Origin of the sequence: Photobacterium sp. GB-210, from assembly GCF_003026075.1 — a bacterium.
Classification (GTDB): Bacteria; Pseudomonadota; Gammaproteobacteria; order Enterobacterales; family Vibrionaceae; genus Photobacterium.
This window is the reverse complement of record NZ_PYNU01000001.1, coordinates 441,226-464,982: the sequence shown is the minus strand read 5'-3', so window position 1 is coordinate 464,982 and position 23,757 is coordinate 441,226. Positions and strand designations below refer to the sequence as shown.

23 protein-coding genes and 1 other annotated feature are annotated in these 23,757 nt (G+C 41.0%); of the genes, 14 read left to right on the top strand and 9 right to left on the bottom strand.

From position 1 onward, the window contains the following. Nucleotides 1-61: 61 nt before the first annotated feature. From rluB to C9J38_RS02195, 3 genes are all read right to left on the bottom strand, one after another. Complete coding sequence (gene rluB, locus C9J38_RS02205; RefSeq protein WP_107205674.1) at nucleotides 62-1,192, bottom strand: 23S rRNA pseudouridine(2605) synthase RluB; 1,131 nt, start codon at nucleotides 1,190-1,192, stop codon at nucleotides 62-64. Nucleotides 1,193-1,532: 340 nt separating this feature from the next. Next, entirely contained in the window at nucleotides 1,533-2,153 is a 621-nt protein-coding gene (locus C9J38_RS02200; protein ID WP_005370802.1) for an L-threonylcarbamoyladenylate synthase, read from the bottom strand. Beyond that, nucleotides 2,153-3,043 (bottom strand): PHP domain-containing protein, encoded by an 891-nt coding sequence (locus C9J38_RS02195; protein WP_107205673.1) that lies wholly within the window; start codon nucleotides 3,041-3,043, stop codon nucleotides 2,153-2,155. Before C9J38_RS02195 ends, C9J38_RS02200 begins: the two co-directional genes overlap by 1 nt. Nucleotides 3,044-3,218: 175 nt before the next feature. Beyond that, nucleotides 3,219-3,313 (top strand) — a sequence feature (Trp leader region). Between the two features lie 79 nt (nucleotides 3,314-3,392). Between C9J38_RS02195 and aroF the strand changes: the two genes are divergently transcribed. From aroF to gspS2, 12 genes are all read left to right on the top strand, one after another. Continuing rightward, nucleotides 3,393-4,406 carry a 3-deoxy-7-phosphoheptulonate synthase gene (gene aroF, locus C9J38_RS02190; RefSeq protein ID WP_107205672.1) on the top strand — a complete coding sequence of 338 codons (1,014 nt, stop codon included), beginning with the start codon at nucleotides 3,393-3,395 and terminating at the stop codon, nucleotides 4,404-4,406. Between the two features lie 11 nt (nucleotides 4,407-4,417). Then, nucleotides 4,418-5,998, top strand: a complete 1,581-nt coding sequence (locus tag C9J38_RS02185) for an anthranilate synthase component 1 (RefSeq protein WP_369917455.1) — start codon at nucleotides 4,418-4,420, stop codon at nucleotides 5,996-5,998. An 11-nt stretch (nucleotides 5,999-6,009) separates the two neighbouring features. Further along, complete coding sequence (locus C9J38_RS02180; protein ID WP_107205670.1) at nucleotides 6,010-6,630, top strand: aminodeoxychorismate/anthranilate synthase component II; 621 nt, start codon at nucleotides 6,010-6,012, stop codon at nucleotides 6,628-6,630. Between the two features lie 11 nt (nucleotides 6,631-6,641). After that, nucleotides 6,642-7,652 carry an anthranilate phosphoribosyltransferase gene (gene trpD / locus C9J38_RS02175; protein WP_107205669.1) on the top strand — a complete coding sequence of 337 codons (1,011 nt, stop codon included), beginning with the start codon at nucleotides 6,642-6,644 and terminating at the stop codon, nucleotides 7,650-7,652. A gap of 2 nt (nucleotides 7,653-7,654) precedes the next feature. Continuing rightward, entirely contained in the window at nucleotides 7,655-9,055 is a 1,401-nt protein-coding gene (trpCF, locus tag C9J38_RS02170; protein ID WP_107205668.1) for a bifunctional indole-3-glycerol-phosphate synthase TrpC/phosphoribosylanthranilate isomerase TrpF, read from the top strand. A gap of 2 nt (nucleotides 9,056-9,057) precedes the next feature. After that, entirely contained in the window at nucleotides 9,058-10,248 is a 1,191-nt protein-coding gene (gene trpB, locus C9J38_RS02165) for a tryptophan synthase subunit beta (RefSeq protein WP_107205667.1), read from the top strand. Beyond that, nucleotides 10,248-11,051: a tryptophan synthase subunit alpha gene (gene trpA / locus C9J38_RS02160; RefSeq protein WP_107205666.1), complete on the top strand. Its 804-nt coding sequence runs from the start codon at nucleotides 10,248-10,250 to the stop codon at nucleotides 11,049-11,051. The genes trpB and trpA overlap by 1 nt, the downstream gene beginning before the upstream one ends. 821 nt (nucleotides 11,052-11,872) lie before the next feature. Beyond that, nucleotides 11,873-13,081, top strand: coding sequence for a dicarboxylate/amino acid:cation symporter (locus tag C9J38_RS02155; RefSeq protein WP_199190622.1), 1,209 nt, complete (start codon nucleotides 11,873-11,875; stop codon nucleotides 13,079-13,081). A gap of 129 nt (nucleotides 13,082-13,210) precedes the next feature. Further along, nucleotides 13,211-13,750, top strand: coding sequence for a septation protein A (locus tag C9J38_RS02150; RefSeq protein ID WP_107205664.1), 540 nt, complete (start codon nucleotides 13,211-13,213; stop codon nucleotides 13,748-13,750). An 11-nt stretch (nucleotides 13,751-13,761) separates the two neighbouring features. Next, the gene (gene yciA / locus C9J38_RS02145) at nucleotides 13,762-14,160 is read left to right on the top strand and encodes an acyl-CoA thioester hydrolase YciA (RefSeq protein ID WP_107205663.1); all 399 of its coding nucleotides are present in this window, start codon (nucleotides 13,762-13,764) and stop codon (nucleotides 14,158-14,160) included. A 164-nt stretch (nucleotides 14,161-14,324) separates the two neighbouring features. Then, the gene (locus tag C9J38_RS02140) at nucleotides 14,325-14,624 is read left to right on the top strand and encodes a YciI family protein (RefSeq protein ID WP_107205662.1); all 300 of its coding nucleotides are present in this window, start codon (nucleotides 14,325-14,327) and stop codon (nucleotides 14,622-14,624) included. Nucleotides 14,625-14,643: 19 nt separating this feature from the next. Beyond that, entirely contained in the window at nucleotides 14,644-15,045 is a 402-nt protein-coding gene (gene gspS2, locus C9J38_RS02135; protein WP_107205661.1) for a type II secretion system pilot lipoprotein GspS-beta, read from the top strand. A 75-nt stretch (nucleotides 15,046-15,120) separates the two neighbouring features. Here the strand turns inward: gspS2 and sbmA are convergent, their stop codons facing one another. The 4 genes from sbmA to C9J38_RS02115 all read right to left on the bottom strand — a co-directional run bounded on the left by sbmA (nucleotide 15,121) and on the right by C9J38_RS02115 (nucleotide 18,543). Next, nucleotides 15,121-16,131: a peptide antibiotic transporter SbmA gene (gene sbmA, locus C9J38_RS02130; protein WP_107205660.1), complete on the bottom strand. Its 1,011-nt coding sequence runs from the start codon at nucleotides 16,129-16,131 to the stop codon at nucleotides 15,121-15,123. A 278-nt stretch (nucleotides 16,132-16,409) separates the two neighbouring features. Continuing rightward, complete coding sequence (locus C9J38_RS02125; protein WP_107205659.1) at nucleotides 16,410-17,348, bottom strand: class I SAM-dependent methyltransferase; 939 nt, start codon at nucleotides 17,346-17,348, stop codon at nucleotides 16,410-16,412. A gap of 80 nt (nucleotides 17,349-17,428) precedes the next feature. Then, on the bottom strand, nucleotides 17,429-17,698 hold the full coding sequence (locus tag C9J38_RS02120; RefSeq protein WP_107205658.1) for a hypothetical protein: 270 nt from the start codon (nucleotides 17,696-17,698) through the stop codon (nucleotides 17,429-17,431). A gap of 149 nt (nucleotides 17,699-17,847) precedes the next feature. Then, the gene (locus tag C9J38_RS02115) at nucleotides 17,848-18,543 is read right to left on the bottom strand and encodes a TIGR01621 family pseudouridine synthase (protein ID WP_107205657.1); all 696 of its coding nucleotides are present in this window, start codon (nucleotides 18,541-18,543) and stop codon (nucleotides 17,848-17,850) included. Between the two features lie 288 nt (nucleotides 18,544-18,831). Here C9J38_RS02115 and cls point away from each other — a divergent pair, with 288 nt between their 5' ends. After that, nucleotides 18,832-20,283, top strand: coding sequence for a cardiolipin synthase (gene cls / locus C9J38_RS02110; protein WP_107205656.1), 1,452 nt, complete (start codon nucleotides 18,832-18,834; stop codon nucleotides 20,281-20,283). Nucleotides 20,284-20,364: 81 nt separating this feature from the next. On the opposite strand, the gene yiaY is transcribed toward cls, so the two are convergent. Then, nucleotides 20,365-21,513 (bottom strand): L-threonine dehydrogenase, encoded by a 1,149-nt coding sequence (yiaY, locus tag C9J38_RS02105; protein ID WP_107205655.1) that lies wholly within the window; start codon nucleotides 21,511-21,513, stop codon nucleotides 20,365-20,367. A 515-nt stretch (nucleotides 21,514-22,028) separates the two neighbouring features. On the opposite strand from yiaY, the gene C9J38_RS02100 reads away from it, so the two are divergent. Then, nucleotides 22,029-22,823 carry a M48 family metallopeptidase gene (locus tag C9J38_RS02100; RefSeq protein ID WP_107205654.1) on the top strand — a complete coding sequence of 265 codons (795 nt, stop codon included), beginning with the start codon at nucleotides 22,029-22,031 and terminating at the stop codon, nucleotides 22,821-22,823. Nucleotides 22,824-22,877: 54 nt separating this feature from the next. On the opposite strand, the gene C9J38_RS02095 is transcribed toward C9J38_RS02100, so the two are convergent. Further along, a complete protein-coding gene (locus C9J38_RS02095) occupies nucleotides 22,878-23,744 on the bottom strand; it encodes a LysR family transcriptional regulator (RefSeq protein WP_107205926.1) in 867 nt (288 codons plus the stop codon). Nucleotides 23,745-23,757 lie beyond the last annotated feature (13 nt).

The window sequence follows — 23,757 nt, the reverse complement described above, 5'->3', positions numbered from 1 at the left end:
TACCGGATACAAAAAAACCGACACTAGGTCGGCTTTTAATTATTCATTTAGTCTAAACCAATTACTTACGAGTACGTGGCTTAGCAGGCTTATTGGCTAAAGGATTACGGCGATTTGCTGCATTTCCTGAAGGCTTACGCTTACCTGATGATTGCGGTTTACCCGATGTTTGTGGGCGACCTGCTGATTGTGGCTTACCGTTATCGCGACTGTCACGATTATCACGACCTTTTGCTGGTTGTGAACGACCATTACCACGATGCTCGTTTGATTGAGCTTCAACTTCAGCATTACGACTAGAGCCAGGGTTACGACGATCGTTACCACGACCACGACGACCGCGAGCACCGCCCGTTTCTACACGCTCTTCGTGACGACGAACAGCACGACGGATCTGACGAATGCCTTTTTTACGCTTTTGACCTTCAACAGTTAATGCTGTTTCAGTCTCAGGCGGAAGCTCAACTGTTGCACGAAGTTCATTCACTTCTTTTAGTTCAAGCTCACTCCAACCACCACGAGGCATATCTTTCGTTAGGTAAACATCACCGTAACGAACACGCTTAAGACGGCTAACAGTAACACCTTGCGAATCCCATAAACGACGAACCTCACGGTTACGACCTTCAGTGATCACTACGTAGAAGGTATGGTTCATACCTTCACCACCAGCGTAAACAACATCTTCAAAACGTGCTAAACCATCTTCTAGTTCAACACCTTTAACAACGTTCTTTACCATTTGCTCAGTCACTTCACCAAATACACGAACCATGTATTCACGTTCAACCGTGCGGCTTGGGTGCATTAAGCGGTTAGCAAGTTCACCGTCTGTTGTGAACAACAATAAACCTGAGGTGTTCGCATCAAGACGGCCTACTGATACCCAGCGACCTGTGTTTAAGCGAGGAAGACGATCAAATACAGTACGGCGGCCTTCAGGGTCGTGACGAGTACATAGCTCACCTTCTGGCTTGTTGTAAGCAAGAATACGGCAAATTTCTTCATCAGAAGAGATCAGCTCAATGTTATGACCATCAATACGAACACTTACTGATAAATCTTCAAGACGATCACCAAGTTTAGCAACGACACCATCAACACTGACTCGACCGTTTTGGATCATTAATTCGATTTCACGACGTGATCCTTGGCCAGCTCGTGCCAATACCTTCTGTAATTTTTCACTCATTATAGACAAACCTTTGTCGCCTTCACAGGCGTCGAAATACTCATCAAAAGATTCCGGATAATATTTTCCAATTTAAAATCAGACTGTTACTTAACCAAAACCATTTATGCGAATAGCATTAATTTGGATTCTGTGTGAGGCATTAGCAACTCACTTTTTATCAGAATGTGGGCGCGCATTATGCCAAAAAACGGCAAAGTTAGCTATAAAAAGATAGTCGATTGCGAGGTTAGTTACAGGAAAATCAAACAAATAAAATAGGAATAAAAACAAAAAAGCAAACAGCTAGAAACTAACTATTTGCTTTTATTAGATTTACCTAGGTTTAGAACGTTCTAGATCATTCAAACGGTGTCACATCACCTGCACCAACTCGCACAATATTAATTTCACCTTCACTGAAATCAATCACTGTTGTTGGCTGCTCACCTAAGTAACCACCATGCATAATCAAATCAACAGCATGTTCTAACTTATCGCGAATTTCATCGGGATCCGCTTCTGTTGTTTCATTACCCGGTAAAATAAGACTGGTTGACATCAGTGGCTCACCTAGCGCTTCAAGTAACGCCAGTGCTATCGCATTATCAGGTACACGAATACCAATCGTTTTACGCTTAGCATTCATTAAACGGCGAGGTACTTCTTTTGTTCCTTTAAATATAAAGGTGTATGCGCCTGGGGTGTTATTACGTAAAAGACGGAAAGCGATATTATCAACACGGGTGTACAAAGATAGCTCAGATAAATCGCGGCATAACAAAGTAAAGTTGTGCTTTTCGTTTAAACGACGGATCTGACAAATACGCTCTAATGCTTGTTTGTTTTCTAACTGACAACCAAGGGCATAACCAGAATCTGTTGGATAAACGACAACGCCGCCATTTTTAATAATTTCTACCGCTTGTTTAATCAAACGCGTTTGGGGTGTTTCTGGGTGAACATAAAAAAATTGACTCATTATTCCTCCTTTGAGGCAGCAGGCTCAGCCTGAATTTCTACCTCTACTCGCTTTTTCTCAACTTCCCAATCATGCCAAATCGCTGGAACATCTTTAGGGAGCCACAAATTACGTCCTAATTCCGTCCAAGGTGATTGGTAATGAAAATCGGACCCTTGTGAAGCAAGTAAATTAAATTGTATGGCGTAATCCCCTAAGGTACGTCGTTCTTGCGGCCCTTGCTGAGGCTGTGATACTTCCATACCGTCACCACCAGCTTCAATGAAATGCTGGATTAATCGCTTAAGCCATTTTGCCGTCATATTATAACGGCCTGGATGGGCAATAACCGCTTTACCACCGGCGGCATGAATCACATCAATAGCATCGGCGATAGTGCACCAGTTTGGTGGTACGTAACCCGGATTTCCGCGTGTTAAGAATTTCTTAAACACCGCCTGCATGGTTTTCGCATAACCTTGTTCAACAATCCAACGGGCGAAATGTGCACGAGTGATCGATGCATCACCCGCAAGTTTAGCCGCGCCTTCAAATGCCCCTGGCATTCTGTTTTTTTCAAGTCGCGCACCAATTTCTTTAGCACGTTCAAGTCGACGCTCTACTTGCTGTTCAATAAACGTCACTAACGTTGGATTTTGTGGGTCTATATTAAGCCCAACAATATGAATATCAAAGTTTTGCCACACGGTAGAGATTTCAATACCGTTGATTAACGTAATAGGCAAAGCTTCTTGCTCTATCACAGTATGCGCTTCGTGTAGGCCTGCAACCGTATCGTGATCAGTAATTGCCAGGATGTCGACCCGCATATCTACGGCTCGTCGAACTAATTCTTGCGGCGTTAAGCGACCGTCAGACGCTGTAGTATGGCTATGTAAATCAAACAACATAAGTTTTATTCTTGACTTTATAATCGTGAACTAGTTTACTAGTACGCAGATACCAAGTATCCAATACTTACTTGAAAGGCATCACGTACATTTAGCTGATAGAAAAAATGTAACTAATACCTAATAGGACTCTTACATGTTACAGCAAATTCAAAATCAACAATGCGTTTTCTTCAATAATTGGTGGTGGCACTCCTACTTACGGGCAGTGTGAATTGCTGTAACTCAGCAAAATAGCAACGAGCCCGCCATCAATGCGGGCTTTTTTATAACGCCGAATTTAACTAAATAAAAAATAAAACGGGCACTGCACCTAGCCTTCACTGCGACCATTAACAAGGATGACCTCATGATTATTGTCTTAAAACCGCAAGCAACAGAAGCTGATGCCAAAAGCCTACTAGCTCAAATCGACAGTGTCGGATTAAAACCGCTATATATGCCTGGCAGTGAACGCATTGTTTTAGGTGCATTAGGTGATGAACGTGTTTTACAACGCTTAAATATCGAAGCGAACCCTTTAGTTGAAACGGTAAAACCCATTTTAACTAAATACAAATTAGTTAGCCGAGAAGTCCAAGCCCACAACACAGTGGTACGTTTTGGCTCTGCTGCGGTCGGTGGCGATCGTTTTGCTGTTATTGCAGGCCCTTGCTCTGTCGAATCAGAGCAACAATTATTGTCTGTGGCTGAAATGGTGAAGTCTCATGGTGCTATGGCACTACGAGGTGGAGCATATAAACCTCGCACCAGCCCTTATGATTTCCAAGGATTAGGTATTGAAGGGTTAAAATTGTTAAAAAAAGCCAATGACATGCTCGGTATACCTACCGTATCTGAAGTTATGGATGTGAGCCAAGTTGAAAAAATGACTCAATATATTGATTGTTTTCAAATTGGTGCGAGAAATATGCAAAACTATGGCTTGTTAAAAATTATCGGTGAAAGTAAAAAACCGATCTTGCTCAAACGCGGACTTTCAGCCACTATCGAGGAATTGCTGCTCGCTGCTGAATATATATATGATGCAGGTAACCCAAATATCATTTTGTGTGAACGTGGTATTAGAACGTTTGAGACAGCAACCAGAAATACATTGGATCTCAATGCTGTCGCTTATTTAAAGCAACATACCCATTTGCCCGTGCTGGTCGACCCAAGCCATGGAACAGGTATCCGTGAGTTAGTGATCCCACTCTCACGCGCAGCAGCTGCTGTTGGCGCCGATGGCATCATTGTCGAATCACATTTAAATCCATGTGAAGCCTTATCTGATGGTCATCAAGCATTAACCGCACCAATGTTTGAACAATTAATGCAGGAATTAAAACCGTTTGTGGAAGCGGCAGGGAGAACGCTGTGAATACTCACTCAATAGGAAATCATCCACTAGGGCAAAATACATTAGCGGCTAATGAGATCAATCTTCTCAGCCTTGATGTACCTTATGTTGCCGATCCCACTGAACTGTACTTTTCAGTTTGTGGCGATCGCCCGCACAACCTTTTATTAGAATCAGCAGAAGTTGATTCTAAGCAAGATTTAAAGAGCTTAATGCTTGTTGATGCAGCAGTACGTATTGTTTGCCGCGGTAAAGAAGTCACATTGGAAGCACTAACCAGTAATGGTGTGAATGTCATTACACATTTACAAAGCCAACTGCCTAACGATATTCATGCCGCACTAGATGGAAAAACATTAACCTTGGTATTTCCATCCCACGCTCATGATATTGATGAGGATAGCCGCTTACGCCAAACTTCATCATTCGATGCTCTACGTTTGATCCAACATGCCTTTGATACCAAGCACCACCCAAAAGAAGCCTTATTCTTAGGTGGTCTATTTGCGTATGACTTAGTCGCTGATTTTGAGCCGCTACCAGAAGTGAAGCAAGACAATAACTGTCCTGACTATATTTTCTATATTGCCGAAACCTTGTTGATTATCGATCACCAACGTCGTAAAGGCACGCTGCAAGCAACTTTATTTGGTGGCGAGCACTACACCAATAGCTATCATGATTTGAGTCGTCGCCTGCAAACGATTAAAGAGATCTGTTTAAACCCTCAGCCTGTGCCACCCGCACAAGTATTAGACAAATGTGAGCCAGAGGCGTCTATTAGCGATGAAGATTTCTGCCAAACCGTTAACGATCTTAAACAATACGTTATCAATGGCGATGTGTTCCAAGTAGTGCCGTCACGCCAATTTACTTTGCCATGCCCTTCAACGCTCGCAGCATATAAAGCATTGAAAATTGGTAATCCAAGCCCTTACATGTTCTTTTTACAAGACTCAGAATTTACCCTGTTTGGCGCCTCTCCTGAAAGTGCACTGAAATATTGTTCAGATTCAAACCAAGTAGAGATATACCCGATTGCTGGTACTCGACCACGAGGCAAAAACAGCGACGGATCAATTAACCTTGATTTAGATGGTCGTATTGAATTAGAGCTACGTTGCGATAAAAAAGAGAATGCTGAACACATGATGTTAGTGGATTTAGCACGTAATGATGTCGCAAGGATCAGTGAAGCAGGAAGCCGCTATGTAGCAGATTTACTCAAAGTTGATCGTTACAGCCATGTCATGCACTTAGTTTCTCGAGTGGTTGGTCAATTGCGTGGCGATCTTGATGCCCTTCATGCGTACCAAGCCTGTATGAACATGGGCACATTGACAGGGGCACCGAAAATCCGAGCTATGCAGCTTATCCGTGATGTTGAACAACGCCGTCGTGGTAGTTATGGCGGTGCTGTCGGTTATCTTACTGGTCACGGTGATATGGATACTTGTATCGTGATCCGCTCAGCCTATGTTGAGAATGGTATTGCGAGTGTTCAAGCGGGTGCTGGCGTGGTTTACGACTCCATTCCACAAGCAGAAGCCGATGAAACGCGTGGCAAAGCGCAAGCAGTCATTAACGCTATTCGCACAGCACATCAAGGTTAAGGAGAACCACAATGACAAACGCAACCCCAGCCCATATTGTGCTACTCGACAACTTTGATTCGTTTACTTACAACCTTGTTGATCAGTTTCGCTCTCTCGGTCATCCAGTCACCATTTACCGTAATAACTTAACGGCAGAGCAAGTAGAAAAGTCACTTAGTGCTAAAAGCAATCCTGTTTTAGTGTTATCCCCCGGTCCTGGTGTACCAGCTGATGCGGGATGTATGCCCGAACTGATCCAACGCGTGAAAGGTAAAGTACCAATGATTGGTATTTGCCTAGGACAACAAGCGATTGTTGAAGCTTACGGCGGTAAAGTTTCAGGCGCAGGTGAAATTGTCCATGGGAAAGCTGCAATGATGAGCCACAACCAACATGCAGTGTTTGGCAATTTACCGAATCCTCTCTCTATTGCACGTTACCATTCTTTAGTCGCAACAGAAGTGCCTGATAGCCTAGAGACTATCGCCGATGTTAATGGCTTAGTCATGGCTGTACTGAACGAAGAAGATAAGGTATGTGGCTTTCAATTCCACCCGGAGTCAATCCTAACGACACAAGGGGCGGAGCTTTTAACACAGACCTTAAATTGGGTAACAACATCTAACGGAAAGAATAATTCAAAGCATTAAGGACGATGATTATGGATAACAAAATTTACGATATTGCCAATAAACTCTACGATCAAAAATCTCTGAGCCAACAAGAGAGTCACACCCTATTTGATGCCATTATCAAGGGTGAGGTCGATCCCATCATTCTTTCGGCCGTTTTAACCTCGTTGAAAATTAAAGGTGAAACACCCCAAGAAATTGCTGGAGCCGCAAGTGCTTTAGTCGCTAATGCCAACGCCTTCCCAAGCCCAGATTATGACTTTGCCGATATCGTAGGCACCGGTGGTGATGGTGCCAATACCATCAACATTTCAACCACAGCAGCGTTTGTAGCTGCAGCGTGTGGAATTAAAGTGGCGAAACACGGTAACCGTGGCGTTTCAAGCAAATCTGGCTCTTCAGATCTGCTTGATAAATTTGGCATCAACCTTGCGATGACACCAGAAAACGCGCGTGGAGCACTAGATGAACTTGGTGTGTGTTTCTTATTCGCGCCTGAATATCACGGTGGTGTACGCCACGCTATGCCTGTACGCCAAACATTGAAAACCCGCACCATCTTCAATGTACTGGGGCCTTTAATTAACCCAGCAAAACCTAACATCGAACTTATGGGGGTTTACGACAATAGCCTCGTTCGTCCGATTGCAGAAACCATGGCTACCATGGGCATGAAGCGTGCGGCTGTGGTTCACGGTAGTGGTTTAGATGAAGTGGCTATTCATGGCGAAACCCATGTTGCGGAAATCATTAATGGCGAAATTACAGAATACACCCTAACTCCCGCTGATTTCGGTTTGGACACCTACCCGTTAGAAGCGATTAAAGGCGGCGAACCTGAAGAGAACCGCGCCATCATCACTAACATTTTAACCGGTAAAGGTACGCCAGCCCAAGTTGGTGCGGTGGCCGTCAATGTAGCCCTACTATTGCGTTTATTCGGTCAAGAAGATCTTAAACAAAATACACAACAAGCCATTGAAGTCATGCAATCAGGCAAAGCTTTTGAATTAGTGGAAAAATTGGCAGCACGAGGATAATCATGGAAACAGTATTAGCAAAAATTGTTGCTGACAAAAGAATTTGGGTAGAAACACGTAAAGCATCACAACCACTCGATTCATTTATTCATGATCTCGTCCCAAGTGATCGCGACTTCTACCAAGCGTTATCATCCAATACTGATAATGGTGTAGAGCGCCCTGCATTCATTCTTGAATGTAAAAAAGCCTCACCATCAAAAGGCTTGATCCGAGACGATTTTAATCTTGATTACATTGCTGGCGTTTACAATAACTACGCCAGTGCGATTTCAGTCTTAACCGATGAAAAATACTTCCAAGGTAACTTTGAGTTTCTCCCTCAAGTCCGTGATCAAGTACGCCAACCCGTACTATGTAAAGATTTCATGGTTGATACCTATCAAGTCTATTTAGCTCGTCACTATCAAGCTGATGCTATTTTACTTATGCTGTCGGTCCTTAATGACGAGGAATACCAAACCCTTGCTGATGTTGCCAATCAATTAAACCTTGGCATTTTGACCGAAGTGAGTAACGAAGAAGAGCTTGAACGTGCGATTAACTTAAAAGCGAAAGTTGTCGGTATTAACAACCGTAATTTACGCGATTTAAGTATTAATTTAGACCGCACCAAGCAGCTTGCTCCGAAATTATCACCAGACACGATTGTGATTTCAGAATCTGGTATTTATAGCAATCAAGAAATTCGCCAGTTATCTCAATATGCCAATGGCTTTTTAATTGGTAGCTCGTTAATGGCTGAAGATAACCTCGATCTTGCGGTACGCCGTGTGTTACTTGGTGATAACAAGGTCTGCGGATTAACCGAAGCCAAAGACGCCACCATCGCTTACCAAAATGGTGCCGTTTACGGTGGTTTAATTTTTGTTTCTAACTCTCCTCGCTGTGTTGATATCGAGCAAGCACGCCATGTGATGACAGGCGCCCCACTCGATTATGTTGGTGTTTTCCAAAATGCAGAGCTTGAAACAATTGTCGATACAGCAAAACAACTTGCACTCAGTGTTGTACAGCTACATGGCACAGAAACGCAGCAATATATTAATGAGTTAAAAGCACAACTTCCAGCTCAATGTAAAATTTGGAAAGCGCACGGGGTGTCAGATGCTTTACCTGATTTATCAGCATACCAAGTTGATAAACACCTTGTAGATAGTAAAGTAGGTAATCAAACAGGTGGTACAGGGACAAGCTTCGACTGGTCGTTGATCCAAAGCGGCGATCGCAAAGGTATATTACTGGCTGGTGGCTTAAATGCAGACAACGCACAACAAGCGGCAGCATTAGGATTTGATGGCCTTGATTTAAATTCTGGTGTGGAAAGTGCGCCAGGTAAAAAAGACCCGAATAAATTGAGTGCGGCATTCGCGGCAATCAAAAATATTAAGGACGATAAATAATTATGAGTAAATTAGATGCCTTTTTTGGCGAATTTGGTGGTCAGTATGTACCACAAATTTTAGTGCCTGCATTAGACCAATTGGAAGATGCGTTTATTGAAGCGCAGCAAGATCCAAGTTTTCAACAAGAATTTATTACACTACTTAAAGAATACGCTGGTCGTCCAACTGCCCTAACGCTATGTCAGAACTTGACGAAAGGGACAAAAACAAAGCTATACCTGAAACGTGAAGATTTATTACACGGTGGCGCGCACAAAACAAACCAAGTTTTAGGTCAAGCATTACTCGCTAAGCGCATGGGTAAAAATGAGATCATCGCTGAAACTGGTGCCGGTCAACACGGTGTTGCAACTGCGCTTGCTTGTGCACTACTCGGCCTTAAATGCCGCGTTTATATGGGTGCTAAAGATGTTGAACGTCAAAGCCCTAACGTATTCCGTATGAAGTTGATGGGCGCAGAAGTCATTCCTGTCCACTCAGGCTCTGCAACCTTAAAAGATGCTTGTAATGAAGCAATGCGCGATTGGTCTGCAAGTTATGACAAAGCACACTACTTGCTAGGTACAGCGGCGGGCCCTCACCCATTCCCAACGATTGTACGAGAATTCCAGCATATTATTGGTGAAGAAACGAAAGCCCAGATCGTAGAGAAAGAAGGTCGCCTACCTGATGCGGTTATTGCTTGTGTCGGTGGTGGTTCAAATGCCATCGGTATGTTCTCGGATTTCATTGAAGAAACAGATGTGAAACTGATTGGTGTAGAGCCTGCCGGTAAAGGTTTAGATACCGATATGCATGGTGCGCCTCTTAAACACGGTACCTTAGGTATTTTCTTTGGTATGAAAGCACCACTGATGCAAGATCAACACGGTCAAGTTGAAGAGTCTTACTCTGTATCAGCAGGTCTTGATTTTCCATCTGTCGGTCCACAACATGCTCACTTAAATGCAACAGGTCGTGCTGAATACGGCTCTGTGACTGATGATGAAGCACTAGATGCATTCCAATTGCTCGCCCGTAATGAAGGGATCATTCCCGCGCTCGAGTCTGCTCATGCATTAGCTTACGCCATGAAGCTTATTCATGCAGAACCAGAAAAAGAACAATTGCTAGTGGTTAACTTATCAGGTCGTGGTGACAAGGATATCTTTACTGTTCACGATATTTTGCAGGAAAAAGGAGCAATATAATGGATCGTTATCAACAATTATTCAGCACATTAGCTGAGCGCAATGAAGGCGCTTTTGTGCCTTTTGTTACCATTGGCGATCCAACACCAGAACAATCAATGAAGATCATTGATACCTTGGTTGAATCTGGCGCTGATGCTTTAGAGTTAGGTATTCCATTTTCAGATCCTCTCGCTGATGGCCCTACCATTCAAGGTGCGACCATCCGCGCATTAGAATCAGGCACCACACCAACCTTGTGTTTTGAGTTACTAACACAAATTCGTCAAAAATACCCTGACGTGCCAGTCGGGTTATTGATGTACGCCAACCTTGTGTTTGCCGCTGGTATCGATAACTTTTATCAGCAATGTGCAAAAGCTGGAGTGGATTCAGTATTAATTGCAGATGTTCCCGTTAATGCATCACAAGAGTTTCGTGATGCGGCAAATAAATACGGTGTTCACCCTATTTTTATTGCGCCACCTAATGCTGATGATGCAACACTACAAGCGGTCTCTGAACTCGGTGGTGGTTACACTTACTTGTTATCACGCGCAGGTGTAACGGGTGCTGAAACTAAAGCTGGAATGCCAATCGATCACTTGTTATCTAGCCTTAAAGCACATAACGCGCCGCCAGCTATTTTAGGATTTGGTATTTCTTCGCCAGAGCAAGTTAAAGAGGCGATCACTGCAGGTGCTGCAGGCGCAATCTCAGGCTCAGCAGTCGTGAAAATTATCGAGCAAAATCTTGAAAACAACACTGTAATGTTAGAAAAATTATCTGCATTCATTTCATCGATGAAAGCAGCAAGTAAATAACGCATTCTAACGAATGTAATAAGCCCATACATTTCAGCTTACTGATGCTGTTTATGTATGGGCTTTTTTATATAGCTATCGTTAACGAAAAAGAGTGCTTTAAATCTATCACCAATAATAAAGACAGTAACGTTGAAGACATACTTGATGACAATATAAGAGAATTCTCAATACCGTTAATAGCGCGTTATTGACGACTTATACACAACTCACACTAAGCTTAAAAACAAAAGCAAGGAAAAGAAAAAAGTTAACGACAAGGCAAATGTTGAACAACAAACGAATGCGATTAAAGAAACTTGTAATCGTGTAGTACAAGAAAACAAGGCATATCAATGTGTAAGAAATTGATGTCACATGAGACACTTTATTTAAATAACACACGCTTGGTAAATGATTAATAATTGTTATCGTATTGAAAACGATAATAACCAATAACAGAAATGCTTGTCCCAAACAGAGTATCAGACCCATTTTTCCATAGTGTTGAATAAACGCCTTGATTGATAAGTATTTCATTGATGCCTCCAGATTAAGAAATAAGAAACACTATAAAGAAAGGGTTCATTTTAACTTAACCATGCAATAAAAAGCCATCAAACGATAAGCAATTACTCTAATATATGCATATTGCTACCACTCTTTTTCAACGATCAACAGAAAACCTCAATCCTCGTGATTGCGAACAATGATCATTGCATGTAAAGACATACCCAATACACATTCGCGTAACGATTAAAACCAAATAAACACAACTATGCTTACTACACTTTTGCATCAATACTTTAGAGGTCGATACTGTGCAAAATAATGGAAGTTTAATGAAAAATATTGGCGTACAAGTTGTTATTGCCATGTTCGTTGGCGCATTTGTTGGCGCGATGATGGGGCATTCGGCTTCAATGTTTGCGCCGTTGGGCAGTATTTTTATCCACCTAATCAAAATGTTAGTTATTCCATTGGTCGCTGTTGCTATCATTTCAGGTGCCGCAGGATTAGGTAACAGTCAATCTGCTGGTAAAGTAGGCATAACCACTCTGCTCTTTTTTATATTTACCTCCGCTATCGCAGTCATACTTGCTTTGGGAATGGGGCATATTTTCAAACCCGGTATCGGGATTGATCTTAATGCGGTGTCAGGTCTCTTTGCTAAAACCTATGCCGACAAAGGCGAGCTGCCAACGTTTTGGAATACCGTATTAGGGATGATCCCGACTAACGTATTCCAGTCTTTAACCGAAGCTAATATTTTACAGATCTTAGTGTTTTGTCTATTTTTTGGTATCGCTGTTTCTAAACTAGAAAAAGAGCGACGAGAACCTTTAATCAACGGTATTAATGCCATCGTTGATGCTATGGTATGGATGATTAACGTTGTGATGAAAATAGCACCGCTGGGCGTATTTGGTTTAATGGCAGATGCGGTCGGCACCTTTGGTTTTGATGCATTGATGGTGGTCTTTAAACTGTTTATTGTTTATGTTGCCGCCATTGCTATCTTCGGTTTTGTGTTCTATCCCCTGCTAGTAAAAATATTGAGTAAAACCTCTGCACTCAGATTTTTATCCGCCATGAAAAAGCCACAGATTGTAGCCCTTTCAACCGCTTCTTCTATGGCAACATTACCGGTTAACATGGAAACGTGTGAACAAGAATTAAAGGTCAGTAACGCTACCGCATCATTCGTTCTGCCATTAGGGGCGACAATTAATATGAGTGGTAATGCCATTTACTATGGTTTAGTTGCAACTTTCTTTGCTCAAATATTCCAAGTTGATTTAACCATAGGCGCCTATGTCGCCATCATTTTGACATCCACTTTAGGCGCAGTTGGACAAGCAGGTGTCCCTGGCCCATCTTTCCTTGTGGTTGCCGTTTTGCTTTCAGCTGGCATCCCCATTGAAGGTCTACCACTGTTATTTGCACTTGATCGGATCTTTGACATGATAAGAACAGCACTTAATATCACTGGTGATGCTGCTTGTGCGGTGATTGTTGATAGGCTTATCGATCAAGAACCTACTAAGTAATAAAGCACTACTATCCTTTTCTTAGCAACGCCCATCTAACAAAAATAGGCGTCGCTTTTTCTTCGCTCTTTTTCATTCACCATACTAAAAGGGTATACTCTTATTAATTATTAGAAATGAGTTGTTGTAATGAAACAATTATTAGATTTTATCCCCCTTATCATTTTCTTTATTTTATTCAAAACGAGTGGCATTTTTATCGCCACAGGCGCTTTAATTGCAGCAACAGCGGTTCAGGTAGCGTTGACTTGGTTTATCTATAAAAAAGTCGAAAAAATGCAACTTGTTACTTTCGTATTAGTGGCTGTTTTTGGTGGTTTAACCATTTTCCTCCATGACGAAAATTTCATAAAGTGGAAAGTCACCATCATCTACGCCATCTTTGCTTTAGCATTACTTATCAGCCAATTTATGGGTAAACCACTGATCAAAAGTATGCTTGGGAAAGAAATTACCTTACCTGAATCAATTTGGTTACGTATTAACCTTGCTTGGAGTGTGTTTTTTGTTGTCTGCGCTATAGTAAACATCTATATTGCATTCAATTTCCCGCTAGATATATGGGTAGACTTTAAGGTATTTGGGCTATTAGCATTAACGCTGCTCTTTACCTTCCTCACCGGTGGCTACATTTATCGCCACTTACCGAAAAGTGACAATAACCAGTAAAGTTGTAAATCATGAACACTAAAAATAATATCCCTCGCGGACAGCTTCTGCTTCGCACGCTTGCCATGCCAGCCGACACCAACGCCAATGGTGATATATTTGGTGGTTGGATCATGTCCCAATTGGACTTAGCAGGCGCGATCCTTGCCAAAGAAATTTCTGGCGGGCGTGTTGTGACTGTCTCTGTTGATAAAATAGAGTTTAAAGCCCCTGTTAGTGTTGGTGACGTGGTTTGTTGTTACGGTGAGTGTAAACGCATTGGCAATACATCCATGAGCATAGGTCTTGAAGTTTGGGTAAAACCTGTCGATGTTGAGACTGTCGGTGATCGATACCGTGTATGCGAAGCAACATTTAATTATGTTGCAATTAATAGCGAAGGTCGTCCGCGCCCAATTGTAAAAGCGTAATAAGACAAGGCGCTATTTCGCTAACAAGTACAACATTAACCGACAAAAAAGCACTAACGCCTAGTTAGTGCTTTTTTTATTGGTTACTATGGGGAAATAGAACAACAAGATAGCCAGCGATACCTTAGTGCTATCACTTCTGATATTTATTAGGGAGAACAATAATGTGGTACGTCATTTTTTCTCAAGATGTTGAAAATAGCTTAGAGCGACGTATGAGCGTTCGTGAAAAACACCTTGCACGTTTACAAGATTTACAAGAACAAGGTCGATTGTTAGTTGCAGGGCCTATGCCTGCTATTGATAGTGAGAACCCAGGTGATGCCGGATTTACAGGCTCTACTGTTATTGCGGAATTTGCTTCTTTAGAACAAGCACAACAATGGGCTGACGCTGACCCTTATATTGATGCAGGCGTATACGCTAATGTGATTGTGAAGCCATTCAAAAAAGTGCTTCCATAATTTATTTAAGGGCGAGATTGTGAAATTAACTATAAGCAAAGCGCTAATCACCGCATCATTAGGTTTATTACTGCTTAGTGGCTGTGCTTCTCATGAAAAGCAACAAATTGCAGAAACATTAGCAAAAAGCCGCGCGGCAGCAATTGATAGTAAAGCACCTTATCCAAAAATTGATGCCTATCAAATAACCCAAGCCTACGCGTCAGGAAATACCGTTAAAATTAATGTTCTTTATGGTGGAAAAAGTCGTGTTTCGCCATCCAATGCTGCCAAAACGGCTGCAAGAAACTACTGTAATAACAAAGAAATACAACCTTTATTTGATAGCGGCGTAAATTACCTAATTACGATCAAAGATATCAGTGGTCGTACAATGGCGCAGCAAGCAGTATCTAAAGACTCTTGTGAAGAACTGAATTAATATTCATTTCCATAGCGATAAAAAGCCCGTACCAATAATCATTTGGCACGGGCTTTTCAATATTGATAGGTATATTTAAATTTGCTCGTCTATCGTTACTTCTGAAGCCGCAATGGCCTCGTTTATTTGTATTTCAAATGCTTTCAAACGCTTATAAATCGACATCAATTCAACAATAGTCTTCCAAGAATGCACCAAATATTGGAATGATTCTTCTACTTTACTGAAAGCATTAGAAATTTGTGTAAAGAGCCCTAAAGTCAGTGCACCGGAAACAATAGCAGGTCCCATCGCAATGAGAGGTATAATCATTGTATATTGAAGATAAGAAAACTTAGCAATATCAAAATACAGATAATGCTTGAACAATGTGAAGTAATTTTTCCTAACGTTTGAATACAGTTCTTTAAGTGTTTCAGGCTGCGCTCGCTCCAGATGATCCTCACCATGTACAAGCTCTTTACGATACGCGGCTTCAACTTTTTGATTATTAAACTCAAGCCCCGGAAGTTTAACTCCTACAATAGCGAGAAGCCCTGTTCCAAAAACAGAAATAATGATGGCTAAATAAACCAGGGAATGCTCAACGGGCCCTATCCAAGGTAGTTCTTTGATATTCTCACTTAACGTCCACAATAGAGGTAAAAAAGCAACAAGCAACATGACTGAACGTAAAAAACTAACCCCTAATGTTTCAAGGATCGCTGCCAACCTCATTGTGTCTTCTTGTACACGCTGTGATGCCCCTTCTATATGACGGATCTTATCCCAATGAGAGGTGTAATAATCATTCATTGCTGTTCGCCATCTGAACACGAAGTGCTTAGTAAAAAACTCTAAGAAAGCGGCAATAATGATATACAAAGACACTATGTTGAAAAATTCTAAGGTTCCCGCAAGTATTTCTTCAAACTTCACTGAGTTTGGCGTTGTCATTGCCTTTTGAAGTAAATTGTAAAAAGATCCATACCATTCATTGACTTCAACTGTAATTTGTACACTATACCAAGTACCATAAAGTATTAATGCGCTTCCAAAAATCGACCATAAAAACCAGCGTCGTTCGAGAAAAAAAGACTTAAACATAATGACTCATCCTTAATCGATGTTTTGTTATGTGGCTACCCTAAACGAACTAACAATCCTACGTTTTTATTTTTATATGCTGTCTTTTCAGTATTTGTCAGCAGCTGTAAAATTGCAACATTACCTTAATTATGAACAAGTTAGTAAGGTTGAATATATGGCAATGTGGCACTTTATCCATTTTTATCACTAGAAGCGTAGCAATTAGATATAAAAAATCCCTTATATTTAAAACATAAGGGATAAGATAATGGTTATCGCTATTTTCTATTTTTCAATTAGTTGCGTTGGAATACCAATGCCTTTAAACCACCTTCTGGCTCAATATCTTTAAACTCGGGTGGATTATCAAGACGTTTTTCAAACACGAGCTCTGGTGCTTCTGCTGCCATACCTTCAATTAAGAAAGTTGAAGTAATGCTAGGATCATTCACACACGCTAACACTGTACCGTTTTCGGTTAACAATTCAGGTAAGCGACGTAAGATCTTTTGATAATCTTTCGTGAGCGCAAAGCTCCCTTTCTGAAATGATGGTGGATCAATAATAATGAGATCGTATGGGCCATATTTGCGCACCTTACCCCATGATTTAAATAATTCATGGCCTAAGAAACTAACTTTCTTTAAATCATGTTTATTTAAATGGTGATTATCACGACCACGGCTTAATGCCGCTTTTGCCATATCAAGGTTTACAACATGCTCTGCGCGACCAGCAATTGCAGCAACCGAGAAACCACAGGTGTAAGCGAATAAATTTAACACGCGTTTACCCGCTGCTTGCTCACGAACCCAATCACGACCAAAGCGCATATCAAGAAATAAGCCGTTATTTTGCTTACGTCCAAGATCCAGCTTGTACACTAAGCCACTTTCAATCACATCTTGATATTCAGACGTATCACCCCACATCACGTCCATCGGAGATCCTTCGCGATCACGATGTTGAAGCAATAGCGATGTCGCACCACTGTTTTGCCATTCTGCTGTTTTAGTCAGTTTATTCAGCAAAGTGGTAAGTTCAGCTAAGAACTCAGGAGATGGCTCTTTAAACAAGGAAACAAGTACTTGACCTTGTAGCCAATCAACCGTTATTTGCTCTAACCCTTGCCAGCAACGTCCACGGCCATGAAAGAGTCGGCGAACTTCATTTGGCGGTGAAGACAAGGCTGTGAGTAGATGAGCTTCTAAAGTGGGTAATGCACTTATTTCCATAATTTCAAACTATATAGTGAATTAAGGGCGCTATTTTAACCACTGGCCACAAGAATACCAGTTTCCATGTCTTATATTACTCAAGCCGCTAATAATAGAGCCGTTGGCAACACTGAAGTAGTGATTTTTTTAGGTAAACAATGCGGTATAAATGCAGGATAATTACGGTAAATTAAATGCGATGATAATTGAAAAATACCATCGTTAGTCTGTTTTAATTCAGGGAGGTAAGGGAAATAAAACGTAGCATACTTTAATTGAAAAAACTGCTGAGCCCGATACCGACAATGTCGAAGTTGGCGTTGATTACGACGTTGTTTTCTATGAGCTCGTGAGCGGACAATACGCATGTTTTTTCTCTTGCTAGGTGATCCTAGACAGCCATTATACGTTAAGCTTATTGATAGTTATAGCACCAAGAATATGTGCTGATGCTAGTTGCTGAGGATTTCTACAGTTCTAAATAAACTGCAGAAAAACACAGCATCCATACAAAGATTTATACACTCGCCTTTTTATAAGCTAATGTTGGCCACTCTAATTGCCATGGCTGATTCCAATCGCTTAACGCCTGTTGTGTCTCAGCGACTTGCCACAATTTACCGTCTGTTGGTGGACAAATAAAACGCTGTGTTTCGCCCTTATAAGGAAAAGACAGTGCATAAGCATGTAAGTAACCACGATCTGACGTTTCAGTGCCATAAATATCATCGCCAGTAATACCAGAACCCACACTACGTAATGCAACACGGATCTGATGCGTTTTTCCTGTATGCGGCTTACAGAGAAATAAACGTCGTCCTTCACCTGCAGCTGTTGAGAAAAACTGAGTAATGGCTGGATTTTCCTTCGTACTTTCTAATTTCCAGCTACTGCGACGTGAGCGAGTCATATCACCAATCACCACACCTTGTTTTTTCTTTGGCTTTTTGGTGCCTATTGCTACATAAAACTTTTCGACCACCCGCTCAGCAAAATTTGAAGATAGGATCGATGCCGCTTCTTTATTACGTCCAAGCAGCAGTAAACCTGATGTCATTTTGTCTAGACGATGGATCAAATACAGCTTTTCATCGCCGGTGTGTTCAGCAACAGCTGCGAGTAACGGCTGATCATTGTCATCTTTATGAACACTGATACCTGGATGCTTATTAATAACTAAAAAATCAGGGTGTTGGTAAATAAGAGTAAACATAGGGCAGCCTTACAACAAAAGAGCGAGCGAGTATACCAGCACAATATCAAAGGAAAAGTCAGGGGGTGAAATTAACACCGGAGAAAAATGGTATATCTCTATCTAATAAATGCTTCTCTTTATAATTTTCAATAATTAATATTTGGTCCAATTTATATATTTAATTAAACAGTTAAAAACTGATATCTCACCCAATTTTTGTTAATAAACACCCTAAATACTAGGTTTTTTTCACTTTTCAATGCACTATATATCTATAACGTATTATTAAAGCAATGAAGTCATTTGATGGAACAATTTTATCAAGTCTTAACGTGGATTGGCGTTTTCGCCTATTGGTTACTCATCGCATCGGTTACTGTTCGCGTCGTATTTAAACGTCGTGTAGTTGGAGTATCACTAGCGTGGATGATGATCATTTACATCGTACCTATCGGTGGGGTAATTGCATATTTATTATTTGGTGAATTAAATCTTGGTAAAAAGCGAGCTGAGCGTGCACGTGAAATGTTTTTGCCTTTTGCTAATTGGTTTAAACAACTCAATGATTGTCCAGGACATCAACCTCAGGAAATGAGCCTTGTTGCTAAGCCGATCAGTAATTTATGTGAAAATCGATTAGGTATACCTGGGCTTATTGGTAATGATCTTTCCTTGCAATCATCGCCACAAGAAATTTTACGTTCATTGGTTAAGGACATAAATAATGCACAACACTCAATCCACCTTGAATTTTATATCTGGAACCCTGGTGGGCTTGCTGATGAAGTGGGCGTTGCTTTAATTCAAGCGGCTAAACGTGGTGTTAGAATTCGCTTGTTACTTGATTCTGCGGGCAGTATGCGCTTCTTTCGTTCACATTGGCCTAAGTTAATGCGTGGTGCTGGCATCGAATTAGTTGAGGCCCTAGCAGTATCACCGTTTAGGATGTTCTTCCGTCGTCTTGATTTACGTCTACACCGTAAAATTGTCGTGGTAGATGATCATATTGCTTATACTGGCTCTATGAACTTAGTCGATCCTGCATTCTTTAAAGTCGATGCGGGCGTGGGTCAATGGGTCGATGTCATGGTGCGAATTTCAGGCCCTACCGTCTCGGTTTTAAATTGTATTCAAGCATGGGACTGGGAGGTAGAAACAGGGAAACGCTTTTTACCCCCACTGCCTTCCTGTACCTTTGATACTGCGCACAAAGACACAGTACAAGTCATACCATCAGGGCCAGGTATGCCCGATGATATTATTCACCAAGCGTTGCTACTAAGTATTTACCAAGCACAAAAATCTGTCGTTATCACAACCCCTTACTTCGTGCCGAGTGAACATTTACTGCATGCCATGAAAGGAGCAGCTGATCGTGGTATTGCAGTACATATTGTTATTCCGCGTAAAAATGATTCGATAATGGTGGAATGGGCAAGCCGATCATTCTTTAGTGATTTACTTGAATCTGGAGTACATATCCATCGTTTCCACGGCGGGTTGTTACACACAAAATCAGTAGTTATTGATGATAGCCATTGCTTAATTGGCACTGTAAATCTTGATATGCGAAGCTTATGGCTTAATTTTGAAGTGACAATGGCGGTCGATAATATCGTTTTCACCCAAGAGCTCAGCCAATTACAACAACGTTATATTGCTGATTCCGACGAAATCGATCGTGAACAATGGAGTAAACGTTCCATGAAGAATAAATTTATCGAGCGCTTTTTCTATATGTTTAGCCCACTGCTTTAACGCAATTAAGCTTGTATAAAAGTTAACCATTAAAAAAGGCAATCATCTGATTGCCTTTTTACTATCTCAGTACTTTAGCAATTACATTGCAGCCATAAAGATCTGTGAAATCTCTTCATGGGTTGCCTGTTTAGGGTTAGTGAAACCACAAGCATCTTTCAATGCATTATCAGCCAATAATGCGATATCTTCTTCTTTCACACCCAGTTCTTTTAAACCTAGTGGAATGCCAACATCTTTAGATAGCGCCACAATCGCTTCAAGTGCCGCATTAGCCCCCTGCTCTGCAGTCATACCTTCGACATCAACACCCATAGCCTTAGCAACATCACGTAAACGCTCAGCTGATACTTGTGCGTTATAACGCTGAACATGCGGTAGTAATATCGCATTACATACACCATGAGGAAGATTGTAGTAACCGCCTAACTGGTGCGCCATCGCATGTACATAACCAAGTGACGCGTTGTTAAATGCCATACCTGCCATGAACTGCGCATACGCCATTTGCTCACGAGCATTAAGGTTTTGACCTTCTTTCACTGCGGTACGTAGGTTTTGTTGAATTAACTCAATCGCTTTAATCGCCACTGCATCAGTAATGGGGGTTGCGGCTATGGAAACATACGCTTCAATAGCGTGAGTTAATGCATCCATCCCTGTAGCAGCGGTTAATGATGCAGGTTTTGCCAACATTAACTGAGGATCATTGACAGATATTAATGGGGTCGTATTTTTATCGACAATCGCCATCTTAATATGACGTTCTTCATCAGTGATGATACAGAAACGGGTCATCTCCGATGCAGTACCCGCTGTAGTGTTAATTGCAACCACAGGTAGCTGCGCTTTTGCAGAACGGTCAACCCCTTCATAGTCACCAATGTGACCACCGTTAGCAGCCAATAACGCAATACCTTTCGCACAATCGTGTGGAGAACCACCACCCAATGAAATCACAAAATCACATTGGTTTTCTTTTAGTAACGCTAAACCTTCATCAACGTTTTTAATGGTTGGGTTTGGTTGAGTGCCATCGTATACCACAGAGTCAATATCACGCTCAGTGAGCAATACAGCCACTTGAGTAACCACACCAATTTGGTTCAATACTTTATCGGTAACAATGAGTGCTTTTTTAAAGCCGTGAGATTTAATCGCATCAGCCGCTTGAGTTAAACAGCCTGCGCCCATAAAGTTAACAGTAGGAATATAGAATGCACTGCTCATAATATTTACCTTAATTTAAATAATATTAATTACCAAAACACTCTGTTAAAAAATGCTTTCGTAAATAACACAAGAATAATCAAATATCTTTTTACTATTGTTTTACCTACTTAATGATTTATTTATTTGATCTAAAACAAACAAGATCACGTCATAATAAAGATAAATTTTTAAATTGATAAAGGTCTCATTATTTGATTTTTATTATCTATTAGATGAAATTTATATTTTCAATAAAGAAACAAAATAAAAAATAAATGGCAAGACTTTATAATTAATGTGACATATCCCGATGAAAAGTCGAATCAATCATGATATAGCCTTAAAAAGATTAACTTAGTAACAAAAAGAACAATTAAGCCACCTAGTTACAACAAGAAATACCAAAAAGAAATACCATTATTTTTTCATTATGTGCATCGCACTTTTATACTCTTACATTTGCCTGTCATTACTCTTAATTGCACTATTTTTCCTATTGATCATTTTAATTAACTGACAAAAGGAATTATTTAATGAACGTTTCTTCGTTACGTCATCCTAAAGAACATCTTTATAAAATGTTATGCATTATTATTGGTGGATTAATTTGGGTTGGATTATTACTAGGCACATTTTTTAGTATTCTTATTTTTCTTATTCCAGTCGCATTCTTTATTTGGCTATCAAGTAAATTCTTTCAAGCTAGTATTTTTGGTAATGCCGTTCACGTTAATAAAAACCAATATGCAAACTTAAATAATATGGCTGACGAAATAGCCACTGCGCTAGATATGAAAGAAAAGCCTGAAATGTTTATTGTAAATTCTCATGGTTTAACCAATGCATTAGCGGTGAAATTTCTATCTCGTAAATACACGCTACTGTTTAGCGATTTAGTTGATTTATTATGGGAAGAGAAAAAACAAGATCAACTGCGTTTTGTCATTGCTCATGAACTTGCTCACCATGCTGCAGGTCACGTAAATTTCTGGATTAACTTATTAATGAAACCAGCAATGTTTATCCCTTTCTTAGGTTCAGCTTATAGTCGTGCGTGTGAATTGACCTGTGATCGCATTGCTGCTGAAATAATTAATAATAAATCCGCCAGCATTAATGCCCTCATCACGCTGGCATCTGGAAGCCGCGAACTGGTGACTGCGACCAATAACGACAGTTTTGTACAACAAGAGCTGGGTGTGCCTGCCGTGTTTGGCTTTTTACAAGAAATTACATCAAGCCATCCACGTATGACAAAACGCGTTATCGCGATTAATAACTATCAGCTTGGTGATCAGAAATCGACTCTAATCGCTCGTGAAGCCTAACAAAATCGTTGCCATAGCTAAAAGCCGTTTTAAATTGCGGCTTTATTCATTTTATCACTTCGGTATAGCCTGCGATAAATTATCCACTAACCAATCAGCAAACTGTTTTTCTTCACCGACTAAATGTGCTTTATCACTCATCAGAATATAATCACACCCCGACGGCACAAAACCAAATGGCGCGACCAACACACCTCGTTTGATGTCATCCATAACAAAAGGATATGACCCCATTGCAGCCCCTAGTCCATCAATAGCCGCTTGAATACAAAAATAAAAATGACCAAATGTCTGCTGCGAGTGGCGAGTAAAATCAGTTGCTGTACCGCTCATTTGCTGCCAGTTTTTCCATGCGCTAGCTCGAGTTGCACTATGAATCGTCGTGATACTGCCAAGATCGTGCTTCACTTTTTCCCAATAATCTGGCGAGAAAACGGGGCCCACCCACTCTTCAACTAATGCCGTTTTATAGTAATCACGATGACACTCAAAATCATCACGACGTATCGCAAGCGATAAGCCATTTGTCCCTAATTGAACAGCCCCACCTGCTGTCGATAAACGCACATCAATACCTGACGATTCATAAAAGCCACTTAATCGAGGCATTAACCAACGCATGGTTAATGTTGGCTCACATGACACTTCTAACGTGTGAAGCGCAGGCTTTCGCAACTCATTGACAGTGTTTTCCAATACGGTGAATACTTGACGGGTCGACACTTTTAACTTTTCACCTTCCTGCGTTAAAAAGACGTTACGCCCTTTTTTATAAAAAAGCACAACGCCTAAATACGCTTCTAACGTTTTGATCTGTTTGCTCACGGCACCATGCGTAATATTCAATTGCAGTGCCGCTTCACTAAAACTTGAACATGACGCTGCCACATCGAATACATGAAAAGCTTTAAGATGTCTCATCTGTGAATTTTTC

Coding starts and splice junctions, on each gene's coding strand:
- C9J38_RS02125 (WP_107205659.1), bottom strand. CDS start 17,348: ATGGAAATAAGTGCATTACCCACTTTAGAAGCTCATCTACTCACAGCC.
- C9J38_RS02195 (WP_107205673.1), bottom strand. CDS start 3,043: ATGTTGTTTGATTTACATAGCCATACTACAGCGTCTGACGGTCGCTTA.
- yiaY (WP_107205655.1), bottom strand. CDS start 21,513: ATGAGCAGTGCATTCTATATTCCTACTGTTAACTTTATGGGCGCAGGC.
- C9J38_RS02150 (WP_107205664.1), top strand. CDS start 13,211: ATGAAACAATTATTAGATTTTATCCCCCTTATCATTTTCTTTATTTTA.
- C9J38_RS02120 (WP_107205658.1), bottom strand. CDS start 17,698: ATGCGTATTGTCCGCTCACGAGCTCATAGAAAACAACGTCGTAATCAA.
- C9J38_RS02200 (WP_005370802.1), bottom strand. CDS start 2,153: ATGAGTCAATTTTTTTATGTTCACCCAGAAACACCCCAAACGCGTTTG.
- trpCF (WP_107205668.1), top strand. CDS start 7,655: ATGGAAACAGTATTAGCAAAAATTGTTGCTGACAAAAGAATTTGGGTA.
- C9J38_RS02100 (WP_107205654.1), top strand. CDS start 22,029: ATGAACGTTTCTTCGTTACGTCATCCTAAAGAACATCTTTATAAAATG.
- trpD (WP_107205669.1), top strand. CDS start 6,642: ATGGATAACAAAATTTACGATATTGCCAATAAACTCTACGATCAAAAA.
- C9J38_RS02140 (WP_107205662.1), top strand. CDS start 14,325: ATGTGGTACGTCATTTTTTCTCAAGATGTTGAAAATAGCTTAGAGCGA.
- trpB (WP_107205667.1), top strand. CDS start 9,058: ATGAGTAAATTAGATGCCTTTTTTGGCGAATTTGGTGGTCAGTATGTA.
- C9J38_RS02155 (WP_199190622.1), top strand. CDS start 11,873: ATGAAAAATATTGGCGTACAAGTTGTTATTGCCATGTTCGTTGGCGCA.
- rluB (WP_107205674.1), bottom strand. CDS start 1,192: ATGAGTGAAAAATTACAGAAGGTATTGGCACGAGCTGGCCAAGGATCA.
- C9J38_RS02115 (WP_107205657.1), bottom strand. CDS start 18,543: ATGTTTACTCTTATTTACCAACACCCTGATTTTTTAGTTATTAATAAG.
- aroF (WP_107205672.1), top strand. CDS start 3,393: ATGATTATTGTCTTAAAACCGCAAGCAACAGAAGCTGATGCCAAAAGC.
- trpA (WP_107205666.1), top strand. CDS start 10,248: ATGGATCGTTATCAACAATTATTCAGCACATTAGCTGAGCGCAATGAA.
- C9J38_RS02180 (WP_107205670.1), top strand. CDS start 6,010: ATGACAAACGCAACCCCAGCCCATATTGTGCTACTCGACAACTTTGAT.
- C9J38_RS02095 (WP_107205926.1), bottom strand. CDS start 23,744: ATGAGACATCTTAAAGCTTTTCATGTATTCGATGTGGCAGCGTCATGT.
- yciA (WP_107205663.1), top strand. CDS start 13,762: ATGAACACTAAAAATAATATCCCTCGCGGACAGCTTCTGCTTCGCACG.
- cls (WP_107205656.1), top strand. CDS start 18,832: ATGGAACAATTTTATCAAGTCTTAACGTGGATTGGCGTTTTCGCCTAT.
- sbmA (WP_107205660.1), bottom strand. CDS start 16,131: ATGTTTAAGTCTTTTTTTCTCGAACGACGCTGGTTTTTATGGTCGATT.